Source organism: Rubrivivax rivuli, assembly GCF_004016505.1.
GTDB classification, from domain to species: Bacteria; Pseudomonadota; Gammaproteobacteria; order Burkholderiales; family Burkholderiaceae_C; genus Rubrivivax; species Rubrivivax rivuli.
The window spans coordinates 92,711-105,862 of the sequence record NZ_SACR01000001.1; the positions used below are offsets into that span (position 1 = coordinate 92,711).

General features: G+C 70.2%; 13 protein-coding genes. 8 read left to right on the forward strand and 5 right to left on the reverse strand.

Annotated features, from left to right (window positions below):
• Positions 1–12 precede the first annotated feature (12 nt).
• The 3 genes from EOE66_RS00385 to EOE66_RS00395 form a co-directional block, all read right to left on the reverse strand.
• Positions 13–1,686, reverse strand: coding sequence for a ShlB/FhaC/HecB family hemolysin secretion/activation protein (locus EOE66_RS00385; RefSeq protein WP_164884944.1), 1,674 nt, complete (start codon positions 1,684–1,686; stop codon positions 13–15).
• A gap of 164 nt (positions 1,687–1,850) precedes the next feature.
• Complete coding sequence (locus tag EOE66_RS00390; RefSeq protein WP_128227452.1) at positions 1,851–2,720, reverse strand: ferritin family protein; 870 nt, start codon at positions 2,718–2,720, stop codon at positions 1,851–1,853.
• A gap of 22 nt (positions 2,721–2,742) precedes the next feature.
• Entirely contained in the window at positions 2,743–3,741 is a 999-nt protein-coding gene (locus tag EOE66_RS00395; protein WP_128226723.1) for a MerR family transcriptional regulator, read from the reverse strand.
• Positions 3,742–4,312: 571 nt separating this feature from the next.
• On the opposite strand from EOE66_RS00395, the gene EOE66_RS00400 reads away from it, so the two are divergent.
• From EOE66_RS00400 to EOE66_RS00435, 8 genes are all read left to right on the forward strand, one after another.
• Positions 4,313–5,632 (forward strand): NAD(P)/FAD-dependent oxidoreductase, encoded by a 1,320-nt coding sequence (locus EOE66_RS00400; protein WP_128226724.1) that lies wholly within the window; start codon positions 4,313–4,315, stop codon positions 5,630–5,632.
• The gene (locus EOE66_RS00405) at positions 5,629–6,393 is read left to right on the forward strand and encodes a DUF1365 domain-containing protein (RefSeq protein WP_128226725.1); all 765 of its coding nucleotides are present in this window, start codon (positions 5,629–5,631) and stop codon (positions 6,391–6,393) included. The genes EOE66_RS00400 and EOE66_RS00405 overlap by 4 nt, the downstream gene beginning before the upstream one ends.
• Before the next feature lie 71 nt (positions 6,394–6,464).
• Positions 6,465–7,706: an SAM-dependent methyltransferase gene (locus EOE66_RS00410; protein WP_128226726.1), complete on the forward strand. Its 1,242-nt coding sequence runs from the start codon at positions 6,465–6,467 to the stop codon at positions 7,704–7,706.
• Positions 7,703–8,284 (forward strand): chalcone isomerase family protein, encoded by a 582-nt coding sequence (locus EOE66_RS00415; RefSeq protein ID WP_128226727.1) that lies wholly within the window; start codon positions 7,703–7,705, stop codon positions 8,282–8,284. The genes EOE66_RS00410 and EOE66_RS00415 overlap by 4 nt, the downstream gene beginning before the upstream one ends.
• On the forward strand, positions 8,281–9,567 hold the full coding sequence (locus tag EOE66_RS00420; protein WP_128226728.1) for an MFS transporter: 1,287 nt from the start codon (positions 8,281–8,283) through the stop codon (positions 9,565–9,567). Before EOE66_RS00415 ends, EOE66_RS00420 begins: the two co-directional genes overlap by 4 nt.
• Positions 9,564–10,106, forward strand: a complete 543-nt coding sequence (locus EOE66_RS00425; protein ID WP_128226729.1) for a DUF3833 domain-containing protein — start codon at positions 9,564–9,566, stop codon at positions 10,104–10,106. Before EOE66_RS00420 ends, EOE66_RS00425 begins: the two co-directional genes overlap by 4 nt.
• 10 nt (positions 10,107–10,116) lie before the next feature.
• Positions 10,117–10,905, forward strand: coding sequence for an SDR family NAD(P)-dependent oxidoreductase (locus tag EOE66_RS00430; protein ID WP_128226730.1), 789 nt, complete (start codon positions 10,117–10,119; stop codon positions 10,903–10,905).
• A complete protein-coding gene (locus tag EOE66_RS00435) occupies positions 10,902–11,345 on the forward strand; it encodes a nuclear transport factor 2 family protein (RefSeq protein WP_128226731.1) in 444 nt (147 codons plus the stop codon). Before EOE66_RS00430 ends, EOE66_RS00435 begins: the two co-directional genes overlap by 4 nt.
• Before the next feature lie 109 nt (positions 11,346–11,454).
• On the opposite strand, the gene EOE66_RS00440 is transcribed toward EOE66_RS00435, so the two are convergent.
• Together EOE66_RS00440 and corA are read right to left on the reverse strand one after the other, a co-directional pair.
• A complete protein-coding gene (locus EOE66_RS00440) occupies positions 11,455–11,943 on the reverse strand; it encodes an energy transducer TonB (RefSeq protein WP_128226732.1) in 489 nt (162 codons plus the stop codon).
• A gap of 150 nt (positions 11,944–12,093) precedes the next feature.
• Complete coding sequence (gene corA, locus EOE66_RS00445; RefSeq protein ID WP_128226733.1) at positions 12,094–13,080, reverse strand: magnesium/cobalt transporter CorA; 987 nt, start codon at positions 13,078–13,080, stop codon at positions 12,094–12,096.
• Positions 13,081–13,152 lie beyond the last annotated feature (72 nt).

Here is a 13,152-nt window from a genome sequence, read left to right on the forward strand (position 1 = left end):
CGCCGCGACGGCTCAGAAGGAAGTGCTCAGCGAGAAGTGCGCGCGGACGTCGCCCTCGCGCGTGGTGACGGCGCTGTTCATCGCCCGCCCCACGTCCAGCCGCAGCTGCCAGGCCTGCCAGCCCAGCCGCAAGCCAGCGCCCAGGCTGCCGATGCGGCAGCTGCGGCGCTCGCCCAGGCAGGGGTCGCCATTGCGGTTGCTGACGGTGGCGGCATCGGCGAAGAGCAGGGCCCGCAGCTCCAGTTCGGGCTGGCCCACCAGCGCACCCAGAGGCGCGCTGATCGCCTCCAGGCTGAGCTGCGCGCCGCTGTCGCCGCCAAGCTCGCGCTCTTCGAAGCCGCGCACGCTCTGGGCGCCGCCGGCCCCGAAGGCTTCGCCCGGCACCAGCGCGCGCGCGCTGTGCTGGGCCTGCAGCCGCGCGGCCAGGCTGCCCCACTCGCCCACCGGCACCGCCACCTGGGCCGACAGGCGCCACAGCGTGTAGCGGCGCGCGCTGCCCGGGCGCACGGCCTCGAAATCGGCCGCATCGGCGTGGCGCCCGCCCAGGGCCAGGTTGTGGTGCAGCCCGACGCTGAGCCCCGCCCGCACATCACCGGCGGCCTGTGCGGTGTAGGTGAGGCTCAGCGGCTGCACCGCCACGCTGGCGCCGGCCGAGCCGCAGGCGCCCTGCGGCAGGCCCTCGATGCTGCAGTTGTTGCGGTACTCGCGCCATTCCAGCCCCGCGATGAGGCGCTGGTCGATGTTCTGCCAGCGCGGCAGGTAGGCGTTCAGCCGCGCGCCGACGATGCTGCCCTGGCCCGAGAAGCTCAGGTCACCCGCCGGGGTGGTGAGCTTGCCGGCGTCGACATCGGAATAGGCCCCGTAGGCATCGATGGCCAGCAGCCGCCCGTACAGCGGCGCACGGAAGCTCACCGTGGCCACCGCGACGGAAGAGGCGTTCTCGGGCGCGGTCTGCAACTCGACGCCCAGCACCTGGTCGCGGTCGAAGAGGTTGGCGTGCTGCCAGCCCAGCGCGGCGCGCCAGCGGCCGTCGCGCTCGCCACCGGTGTTGTCCACGCGGGCGGTGAAACGCTGCACCGGTTGCTCGGCCACCGTCAGCTGCGCGGCGATGGTGGCCGGCTCGGCGCCGGGCTGCAGCAGCACCTGCACAGTCTTGGCCGGGTTCTCGTTGGCGAGCTGGATCTCGGCGTCGATGCGGCGCACGTCCGGCGTGCGCCCCGTCACCAGCGAGGGGAGGCTGGCTCGGATGTTGGCGCTGCTGAAGGCCTTGTTCTGGGTGATGTCCACGCGCACGAGCTGGCCCTCGACGACCCGGATGCGGACGGTGGCTCCGGCCGCGCCTGAGGCATCGAGCGGCTGTTCGGGCAGGAAGGCCACGACGCCGCCATAGCCGGCCTGACGGTACATTTCCTGCACCGCCGCGGCGGCATCGCGCAGGCCTTGCAGCGGCTGGCGGCCGGTGTAGGCCTGCAGGCGCTGCTGCAGTGCCGCGGGCTGGAGCAGGGTGTTGCCCTGGATCTCATAACGCTGCACTTGCACGGTGGGCTGGGCCGGCGCCGCCGCGGCTGCGGCCGGGGCCGCCGGCGCTGCGGTGCCTTGGGCCCCAGCGCTGGCGGCGAAGGCCGCTGCGCCCAACGCCAACAGCGTGCGGCGCCAGGCGGCCGCGGGTGGTCGATGCTTCTGCAATCCGGCTCTCCCCCTCGAACTTGCCACTGGCGCCCTGTGCTTGTTGCTGATGGGGCGCCCTTCCGCGCCAGGGCCGCGAAGGCCCTGCAAGCGGCAGGTTGATTCTGGGGGCGTCGGCGAGCTTTGCCCAGCCTGGGAGACGCCGGGGTGCGCCGGGGTGCGGGTCAGGCCGGGCGGGGCTGGGCCGCCAGCGCGGCCTGGGCGGCCACGGCCGCCGTCACTTCCTTGCGGTAGCGGTTGAGCTCCTGCACGCTGGCGAAGCTGCGCTCCATCAGCAGGCTCATGTTGTGCAGGATGCGTTCGACGACCTTGCCTTCCCACACCGCGTCGAACTGGATCTGGCGGTCGAGCCAGGCCTCCAGCCATTGCGGGTCGGGCATGCGGCTCTGGATGGTGTCGCGCGGGAAGAGCTTCACGTTGACGTGCAGGTTGGTCGGGTGCAGCGCCTGCGCCGTGCGGCGCGCGCTGGCCATCAGCACACCGATCTTGGCGAAGGCCGCGCGGGCCTCGTCGCCGAACTTGTGCAGCGCGCGCTTCATGTAGCGCAGGTAGGCGCCGCCGTGGCGGGCCTCGTCGCGGGCCAGGGTCTCGTAGATCGCCTTGATGACAGGCTCGCTGTGCCACTCGGCCGCGCGGCGGTACCAGTGGTTCAGGCGGATCTCGCCGCAGAAGTGCAGCATCAAGGTCTCGAGCGCGGGCGCGGGGTCGAACTCGAAGCGCACGGCGTGCAGTTCCTCCTCGGTGGGCACGAGGTCGGGGCGGAAGCGGCGCAGGTACTCCATCAGCACCAGGCTGTGCTTCTGCTCCTCGAAGAACCACACGCTCATGAAGGCGCTGAAGTCGCTGTCTTCGCGGTTGTCGCGCAGGAACATCTCGGTGGCCGGCAGTGCCGCCCACTCGGTGATGGCGTTCATCTTGATCGTCTGGGCCTGCTCTTCCGTCAGGCGGCTGGCGTCGAAGCGGTCCCAGGGGATGTCGCTCTCCATGTTCCAGCGCACGGCTTCGAGTTGCCGGAAAAGCTCGGGGTACAGCATCATGGGCTTGACGGGTTCCATGTCACGATTCTAGGGAGGGCCCCGCCACCCCGCCAGCCTGCGCAGGCCAGGCCCGGCTGCCCGCTGGGGAAGCGCTGCGCCAGGCACGCAGGTGGCTTGCCAGGCCCTCGAGACTGGCCACCGCCAGCACCCCGGGCACGCTGCGGCGGTGCAGCACGGGCGCGGCGCCACCGGCCCAGACCTGCACGCCCGGTGGCAGCTTGCGCGCCAGCTCGGTCAGGCCCTCGACCACCTGGTTGGGGTTGAGGCAGCCGGTGAAGCTGAGCGCCACGATGTCGGCGCGGTAGGCGGTGGCGGCCAGCACCACATCCCACACCGGCGTCTGCACGCCCAGCGAGACACACGGGCAGCCCTCGAGCGTGAACACCGCTTCGGCCATCAGCAGCCCCAGGCCGTGCGGCTCGTGCGGGAAGGTGGTGAGCAGCACGCGCGGGTGGCCCTCGTCGGCGCCCGGCGGAATCGCGGCGATGGCCTGCCGCAGCACGGTCTGCACGAGCTCGGTGTAGGCGTGTTCCTCGAAGACCTCCATCTGGCCGCGTATCCAGGCGTCGCCCACGGCTGCGTTCAGAGGTGCCACCACTTCGGTGACGAAACGCGCCACCCCACGGCGCGCCAGCAGCCGCGTGAGCACGGTGCGCAGCTGCGGCACGTCGTGGCCGCGGATCAGCGCCAGCAGCTCACGCAGATCGCTGGCATCGGCCAGGGCTTCGGCGCTGCGCAGGGGCTGGTCCACCGTCTGGTCGGCCAGCAGCTGCAGCGCGGCGGTCTCCATCTGCACGATGCGCCCCGGCCGGTGGCCGGCATCCAGCAGGCGCTTGACGAGGCGCAGCTTCTCCACCTGCTCCAGCGCATAGGCACGCTCGCCCACGGCGTCGCGGCCCGGCGTGGGAAAGCCGTAGCGGCGCTCCCAGACGCGCAGGGTGTCTTTCGACAAACCCGTGTCGCGTTCGACGGCGGCGATCGACAAGGTGATCAAGGCGGAGCGTGAGCTGTCGTTCATGGCGGTGGCGGCTGCCGGGCATTCTCAACGGGCGCGCGCATTTCTGCGCACGTGCAAACACCAGCGCCCCCAGCGCGCCTGCGCACCCACGCAGGCCGGGCCAAAGGGCCGACCGTGGGTGGGGACAACACCGCGACGCCACCACACATTACCGACTGGTCAAAACGCGACTGGTTAGTTTACACTGCGACCCCCGACGCGCGGCTCGGATGTGCCACGCGTGAGCATCCAGTCCCAGGTCTGTCGGTCATGCCACACTGCGCACCACCTCTTGTCAACCCGCGAAGGCACCCCAGCGCCACGCTTCTTTACGCGAGCGGGGCCGGCACCCTGGAACTTTTCTTCACCACAGGCTTCTCACGCTGCAGTTCGGCGTTGATTCACTCTCAAGGCTGAACTGAATGCTGATTTTTCTGTTGTGCGGACCGTCGGCAGTGCCGGCCGAAATCCCGGGGTCTCTCTCCTCCTCCTCCCTCCCTCCCTCGTTGGCCCCGGGGCGCCGCACAGCAGCCTTTACAGACCGGGGCACCGCGCGCTGCGGTGCCCCGCTGATTCGCCAGGGGGGCCGGGCATGAAGCGGGTGGCCGTCATCGGCTCGGGCATCACCGGGCTGGCCAGCGCGCACGAGCTCTCCAGGGACGCCCGCGTCACGCTGTTCGAGGCCGACAGCTACTTCGGCGGCCACACGCACACCGTCGACATCACGCTGCCCACGCCGCAAGGGCCGGTCACGCATGGCGTGGACACCGGCTTCCTGGTGTTCAACCACCGCACCTACCCGAACCTGGTGAAGCTCTTCGCCGAACACGGCGTGGAGACGGCGCCGTCGGACATGTCGTTCTCGGTGCAGGTGCGCCAGAACGGGCTGGAGTGGAGCGGCAACAACCTCAACACGGTGTTCGCGCAGCGCAGCAACCTCTTCAAGCCGCGCTTCCTGGGCATGCTGCGCGACATCCTGCGCTTCAACAAGCTCACCACCGCCATCGCCCTGCGCAACGCCGAAGGTGAACTGGCGCAACCGATCGACGATTTCCTCGACGAGCACGGCTTCAACGCGGCTTTCCGCGAGTGGTACTTCCTGCCGATGATCGGCTGCATCTGGAGCTGCCCCACCGACCAGATGCTGCGCTTCCCCATCGGCACGATGATCCGCTTCTGCCACAACCACGGCCTGATCCAGGTGGCCGACCGGCCGCAGTGGTACACGGTGCGCGGCGGCGCCAAGCACTACGTGGCGAAGCTGCTGAAGAGCGTGGCCGATGCGCGCTTGAACACCCCCGTGCGCAGCGTGCGGCGCCTGCCCGGCGGTGGCGTGGCCGTGGCCACCGACAGCGGCACCGAGACCTTCGACGCCGTGGTGATGGCCTGCCACAGCGACCAGAGCCTCGCGATGCTGGCCGACGCCACCCCGGCCGAACGCGAAGTGCTGGGCGCCGTGCGCTACCACCCCAACCATGCCGTGCTGCACACCGATGAAGCCGTGCTCCCGCGCCGCAAGCTGGCCTGGGCCGCGTGGAACTACGCCCGCGCCGCCGACACCGGCCGCGAGCAGGCCGCCGTGTGCCTGCACTACCTGATCAACCAGCTGCAACCGCTGCCCTGGACGCAGCCGGTGGTGGTGTCGCTCAACCCCGACCCGGCGCACATGCCTGCGGCAGACAAGGTGCTGGGCCGCTTCGACTACAGCCACCCGGTCTTCGACCGCGCTGCCGTGGCCGCTCAGCAGCGCCTGCCCGCGGTGCAGGGCACCGGCGGCGTGTGGTTCGGCGGCGCCTGGACGCGCTACGGCTTCCATGAAGACGGCCTGATGTCGGCGCTGGACATCGTCTCGCGCGTTCGCCAGGCCTGGGCTTCTCAACCGGCAGAGCGTGCCGAGGCCCTGAGCGCATGACGGCACCGCTTCAGCCCCAGGCCCTGCTGGCCACTGGCACGGTGCGGCACCGCCGCCTGCGCCCGGCCGCCAACGCCTTCGCCTACCCGACCTACTTCGTGATGCTGCCCATGCGCAGCCTGCGCACGCAGCCCTGCCCGGCACTGCGCCGCAACCGCTTCGGCCTGCTGAGCTTCCACGACGCCGACCACGGCGACGGGCGCCGCGACGCGCTGGCCTGGCTGGACGAACTGCTGGCCCGCGAGGGCGTGCACGACGCCACCGGTGAAGTCTGGCTGCAGACCTACCCCCGCGTGCTGGGTTTCGTGTTCAAGCCCGTGAGCTTCTGGCACTGCCACCGCGAAGACGGCTCGCTGGCGGCGCAAGTGGCCGAGGTCAACAACACCTTCGGCGAGCGCCACTGCTACCTGCTCGCGGGCCCCGGTCTGGGCTACGGCCGCGAACTGCGCGCGCGCAAGGTCTTCCATGTGTCGCCCTTCTGCCATGTGACGGGCCAGTACCGCTTCCGTTTCATGCGCACGGCCGATCGCTGCGTGGCGCGTGTCGACCACGACGACGAACAAGGCGCGCTGCTGCTCACCAGCGTTTCGGGGCACCTGGCGCCGCTGAACGCCGCGTCCGTGCGCGCCGCGTTCTTCGGCATGCCGCTGATGACGCTGGGCGTGCTGGCGCGCATCCACTGGCAGGCGCTGAAGCTCTGGCTCAAGCGCGTGCCCTTCGTCAGCAAACCAGCACCGCCCGAGGGGTTCGTCTCGCGCTGAAGCGCGCCAGGCATCCACCCCGCCCGCCCCTGCGTACCACCCCTACCTTCGTTTTGCAGAGACCGCCGGCCATGCGTTCAAACTCCGCCTCCACCACCGCCCACCAAGCCTTCGCACTGCCCGACACGGCACCGGCCGCCGCGCGTGCCGTGTTCTCGCTGATGAAGCAGCTGCGCGCCGGCACGCTGGACGTGCAGTTGCCCGACGGCTCGCAGGCGCGCTTCGGCTCGGCAACGCAGCCCGAACCGCGGGCTGCGCTGCGCCTGCACGACTGGCACGTCTGCGCCGCCGCGCTGAAAAGCGGTGACATCGGCTTCGCCGAGAGCTACATCGAGGGCCACTGGACCACGCCCGACCTGGCGGCGCTGCTCAAGCTCTTCATCGCCAACCGCGACGCGGTGGAATCGGTGGTCTACGGCACCTGGTGGGGGCGCCTGGCCTACCGCATCAAGCACCTGATGAACCGCAACTCGCGGCGCGGCTCGGCCAAGAACATCCACGCGCACTACGACATCGGCAACCCGTTCTACCGCCTGTGGCTGGACGAGACGATGAACTACAGCAGCGCGCTGTTCGAAGGCGACTTCACCAAGCCCATGGCCGAGGCGCAGCGGGCCAAGGTGCGCCGCGCGCTGCGCGAGTGCGAGGTGCAGCCGGGGCAGCGCGTGCTGGAGATCGGCTGCGGCTGGGGCGCGCTGGCCGAGTGCGGCGCGGCCGAGTTCGGTGCGCACGTCACGGGCGTGACGCTGTCCACCGAGCAACTGGCGTTCGCGCAGGAGCGCATGGCGCGGCACGGCCTGGCCGAGAAGACCGACCTGCGCCTGCAGGACTACCGCGACATCACCGACGGGCCTTTCGATGCCATCTGCAGCATCGAGATGTTCGAGGCCGTGGGCCGTGAGTACTGGGGCAGCTACTTCAGCACGCTGCGCAGCCAGCTCAAGCCCGGCGGCCGCGCCTGCATCCAGACCATCACCATCCGCGACGACCTCTTCGACCGCTACGTGCGCGGCACCGATTTCATCCAGCAGTACATCTTCCCTGGCGGCCTGCTGCCCAGCCCGCAGGCCTTCCGTGCCGAGGCCGCCAAGGCCGGCCTGGAGGTGGTGAACGAATGCGCCTTCGGCCCCGACTACGCCGAGACGCTGCGCCGCTGGCGCGCGCAGTTCCTGCACCACGACCCGCAGGTGCGCCAGCTCGGTTTCGACCAGCGCTTCATGCACATCTGGGAGTTCTACCTGGCCTACTGCGAAGCGGCCTTCGACACCGGGAACACCAACGTCATGCAGTTCACGCTGCGCCGCACGCCATGAAGCCGGCCCGCCGCCAGTGGCTGCTGGCCGCCGCCGCGCTGCCCCTGCTGGGCGCCGGCGGCGTGTGGGCGCAATCGCCGCCGCCGGCAGGCGGGCCGGCCGAGGTGGCGGCCGAGATCACCGGCGCGCGGCTGCTGGGCAGCGGCACGCTGCGCTTCATGGGTCTGCGCGTCTACGACGCGCGGCTCTGGGCTGGCGTGGCCACCCCAGGGCCCGACTGGCAGGCCGTGCCCTTCGCGCTGGAGCTGCAGTACCTGCGCAACCTCAAGGGCAGTGCCATCGCCGAGCGTTCGCTCAAGGAGATGGCGCGCCAGGGCGAGATCGGCGCCATCGATGGCGAGCGCTGGCTGGGCAACATGCAGCAGCTCTTCCCCGACGTGAAGCCCGGCGACCGCATCACCGGCGTGAACCTGCCCGGCGTGGGTGCGCGCTTCTTCCTCAACGGTCAGTTGCGCGGCGAACTGCGCGAGGTGGCCTTCGCCCGCCTGTTCTTTGGCATCTGGCTCTCGCCACGCACCTCCGAGCCCGCGATGCGTGAACAGCTGCTGGGCCTGAAGACCGCGAGAAGCGCCCCGTGACCACTGCCGGCGCAGCGCCCGCCTGGCGCGGTGGCTGGGGCCAGGGCCTGGCCTACGGCAGCCTGGGGCTGCCACTGGCCTTCGTGGCGCTGCCGCTGTACGTGGTGCTGCCCAACCACTACGCCGCCGAGTTCGGCATTCCGCTGGCCACGCTGGGTGCGCTGCTGCTGGGCGCGCGCCTGCTCGATGCCGTGGCCGACCCTTGGATCGGCCGCCTGGTCGACGGCTGGTTCGCCCGCTCGGCGCGCGCCGTGCTGCTGGCCGCGGTGCTGGCGGCGCTGCTCTGCGCACTCGGTTTCCGCGGGCTCTTCTTTCCGGCGGTGGACACGACGGCCGGCGCCGCCGGCCAGCCAGCGCTGCTGCTGTGGTGCGCCGCGCTGCTGGCCCTCACCTACCTCAGCTACAGCGTGCTGAGCGTGCTGCACCAGGCCTGGGGTGCGCGCCTGGGCGGCGACGAAGGCCAGCGTGCGCGCATCGTCTCCTGGCGCGAAGGCCTGGCGCTGCTGGGCGTGCTGGTGGCCAGCGTGCTGCCCTCGGTGGCGGGGCTGTCCGTGACCACCGCCGTCTTTGCGCTCACGCTGGCGCTGGGCGTGGCGCTGCTGGCGCGCGCGCCCAGGCCGCAGGTCACCACCGCCAGCGCGCCGGCCTTGTGGGCGCCGCTGCGCACGCCGGCCTTCAAGCGCTTGCTGGCCATTTACCTCGTCAACGGCGTCGCCAGTGCCGTGCCGGCCACGCTGGTGCTGTTCTTCATCCGTGATCGGTTGCAGGCCGCTGCCTTCGAGCCGCTCTTCCTGGCCAGCTACTTCGCCGCCGGCGCCTTGAGCATGCCGCTGTGGCTGCGCGGCGTGGCGCGTTTCGGCCTGGCACGCACCTGGCTGGCGGGCATGGTGCTGGCCATCGCCTCCTTCGCCTGGGCCGCGCTGCTGGGCGCGGGCGACGTGGCGGCCTACACCGCGGTGTGCATCGCCAGTGGCATCGCGCTGGGCGCCGACCTCACGCTGCCCGGCGCGCTGCTGGCCGGCGTGATCCAGCGTGCCGGCCACGGCCAGCAGCTGGAGGGCGCCTACTTCGGCTGGTGGAACTTTGCCACCAAGCTCAACCTGGCCCTGGCCGCCGGCGTGGCGCTGCCGCTGCTGGGCGCTTTCGGCTACACCCCCGGGGCCCGCGACGCCGAAGCGCTGCAGGCCCTGACCCTGGCCTACTGTCTGCTGCCCTGCCTGCTGAAGCTGGCGGCGGCCAGCCTGTTGTGGGCGCTTTGGCTGCGCAAGGAAACACCCCGATGAAACGACGCCTGATCACCCTGGCCGCGGCCTTCGCGGCCACCACCGCGCTGCTGGCGGGCTGCGCCTCGGCGCCCACACCGGCCGACTACGCCGCCGAAAAGCCGGTGCTCGATCTCAAGACCTACTTCAATGGCCCCATGGTGGCGCACGGCATCTTCACCGACCGCTCGGGCAAGGTGGTGCGCCGCTTCACGGTGCAGATGACGGGCACCTGGAACGGCAACCAGGGCGTGCTCGACGAGCGCTTCACCTACAGCGACGGCAAGACCGAGCGCCGCGTCTGGAAGCTCACCGACGAAGGCAACGGCCGCTGGACCGGCCGCGCCGACGACGTGGTGGGCGTGGCCGAAGGCCGCAGCGCCGGCAACGCGCTGAACTGGCGCTACACGCTCAGCCTGCCGGTGGACGGCAAGGTCTACGAGGTGCAGTTCGACGACTGGATGTTCCTGATGGACGACAAGGTGATGCTGAACAAGGCCGTGATGAGCAAGTTCGGCATCTACCTTGGCGAAGTGACCCTGTCCTTCTACAAACCCTGAAAAGAACAAGATGGCCCTGAACCCCCGGATCGAGCGCTGGACGGGCAAGACCGCCTGGCTGGTGGGCGCCTCCACCGGCATCGGCCGCGCCACGGCCACCGCGCTGCACGCCGCCGGCGCGCGCGTGGTCGTCTCCGCGCGCGGCCGCGAGGCGCTGGACCGTTTCGTCAGCGAACACCCGGGCAGCGACGCCATCGCGCTGGATGCCACCGATCGCGAAGCCCTGCGCGACGCCGCCCAGCACATCGCGCGCGTGCACGGCCGCATCGACCTGGCGATGTACTGCGCCGGCACCTACAAGCCCATGCGCGCCCCGGCTTTCGATCTCGACGTGGCGCTGCAGCACGTGCAGGTGAACTACGTCGGCGCGCTCTACATGCTCGATGCCGTGCTGCCTGTGCTGCAGGCCCAGGCCCAAGCCGGCCAGGACGCGGGCCACATCAGCCTGGTCAGCAGCGTGGCGGGTTTCCGCGGGCTGCCGCAGAGCCTGGCCTACGGGCCGACCAAGGCCGCGCTCATCAACCTGGCCGAGACGCTGTACCTCGACCTGCAGCCGCAGGGCATCGGCGTGTCGGTCATCAACCCGGGTTTCGTCGAGACGCCGCTCACCGCGCAGAACCAGTTCAAGATGCCCGCGCTCATCACGCCTCAAGACGCTGCGCGCGAGATCCTGCGCGGCTGGAAGAAGGGCGAGTTCGAGATCCACTTCCCGAAGCGCTTCACCTTCTGGATGCACGCGCTGCGCCACCTGGGCTACGGCCCCTACTTCGCGGCCGTGCGCCGCTCCACCGGCCTGTGAACACGCCGCGCCACGCCGACCCGCGCATCGCCGCCATCGTGCAGGCCTACGAGGCCTTGTCGCCGCAGGGCCTGGCACAGCTGGCGGAGATCTACACCGAAGACGCGCGCTTCAAGGACCCCTTCAACGAGGTGCAGGGCGTGCCGGCCATCACGGCCATCTTCGAGCACATGTTCCGCACGCTGGACGCGCCGCGCTTCAGGGTGCACGAGGCCGTGGTGCAGGGCCGGCAGTGCTTCCTGACCTGGGACTTCGTCTTCGGCCTGAAAGGCAGGGCGCAGCCGCCGCTGGTGGTGCGCGGCGCCTCGCACCTGCGCCTGGCCGAAGACGGCCGCATCGAGCTGCACCGCGACTACTGGGACGTGGCCGAAGAGCTCTACGAGAAGCTGCCCGTGCTGGGCGCCTTGATGCGCTGGCTCAAGCGCCGCGTGAACAGCTGAAGGGATGCCATTGCATCAAGCTTCCCGCCACGGAACCGGCTCCGCCGGGCCGTTGGCGGACGGCCCCCTCGGGGGGTAGCGAGCGCCAGCGAGCTTGGGGGCTCAAAGTTCAGCGTTGGCCTTCGGTGACCGATTGGGCCTGGAACAGCCCGGACTTGTCGACGAAGTAGGTCTCTGTGTACTTCACCGTGCCGCCCGCTTGCTTGGCAGGCACCGGGAAGGGCGCGGCGCGCTTGATCATCGCGATGACCCAGGGCGCCACCTCCTCGGCGGCCGGCTTGCGCACCACGCTGACGTTGACCACCTGGCCGGTGGCGTCGATCTCGGTCTCGACCATCATCACGCCGTACAGCAGCGGCGGCAGCTTGCCGCGGTAGACCCGCATCGGGTAGCAGGCGTAGAGGTGCTTGGCGGCGTCCACGCGGTACTCGCGCTCACCCTCGGTGGCCGATTCCTTGGGCTGCGTGCACAGCGGCGCCGGCACCATGCTGAACTGGGCCAGGGCCGGCGTGGCGGCCAACGCACCCGCGGCCATGGCGGCGCCCAAGAGGGCACGGCGCAGCATCAGGGCTGCCGGCGTCTTCGGTGTGATCTGCATGTTCTTGGCGGCCTCGAAGAGACGGGTGCCGGATTGCCGGCACAACGCGACGAGGTTACACGATGCCTTCGCCTCCTGGCATACGAAGCCCTGCGGAGTTGTGCGCAGGATGCGACGCCGAGACCGCCTGTTGCGCGCCGTTGCAGGCGGCTACCGCAACCAGCCCTTGCGCTTGAAGTAGAGGAAGGGCGCGGCCACCGAACACACCATCAGGCCGACGGCCAGCGCGTAGCCGTACTGCCACTTCAGTTCGGGCATGTGCTCGAAGTTCATGCCGTAGACGCTGGCGATCAGCGTCGGCGGCAGCAGCGCCACGCTGGCCACGGAGAAGATCTTGATGATCTTGTTCTGGTTGATGTTGATGAAGCCGACGGTGGCGTCCATCAGGAAGTTGATCTTGTCGAAGAGGAAGGCGGTGTGGCTGTCCAGGCTGTCGATGTCGCGCAGGATCTGACGCGCTTCCTCGAACTGCTCGGCATTGAGCATGCGGCTGCGCATCATGAAGCTCAAGGCGCGGCGTGTGTCCATCACGTTGCGACGGATGCGGCCGTTCAGGTCTTCCTCGCGCGCGATCGCCGTCAGCGCGGCGCCGGCGACCTGGTCGTTCACGTCCTGCGTCAGCACGCTGGCGCTGACCTTCTCCAGCCCGTCGTAGATGCCTTCCAGGCGGTCGGCGCTGTACTCGGCATCGGCGTCGTAGAGCTTCAGCAGCACGTCCTTGGCGTCTTCGATCAGCGCCGGGATGCGCCGCGCGCGCAGGCGCAGCAGGCGGAAGACGGGCAGGTCTTCGGCGTGGATGGAGAACAGCACGTTCTTCGAGAGGATGAAGGCCACGCGCACGTTGCGCGCGGGCTGGGCTTCGCTGCCCTTGGCGGGGTCATCGGCGTCCACCAGGAAGTCGGAGCGGATGTGCAGCTCGCCGTTGTCTTCTTCGTAGAAACGGGCCGACTCTTCGAGGTCGTCGTCGATGACGCCGGCCGGGATGCTGAGGCCGAAGCACTGGTGCACCCAGGCCTTTTCTTCCTCGGTGGGGCTCTCCAGGTCCACCCACACCGGTTGCAGCAGCGCCAGCGCGTCGAGCTGGGAAATCTCGGCCTGGACCAGCCGGCCCTGGGCCAGCGTGAAGACGTTGAGCATGTGGCAACTTCCGAAACAGGGGCCCGGGCGGGGGCGCCGGGGCGGGGGCTGCGAGAGGGGCGGCTGGGGTGC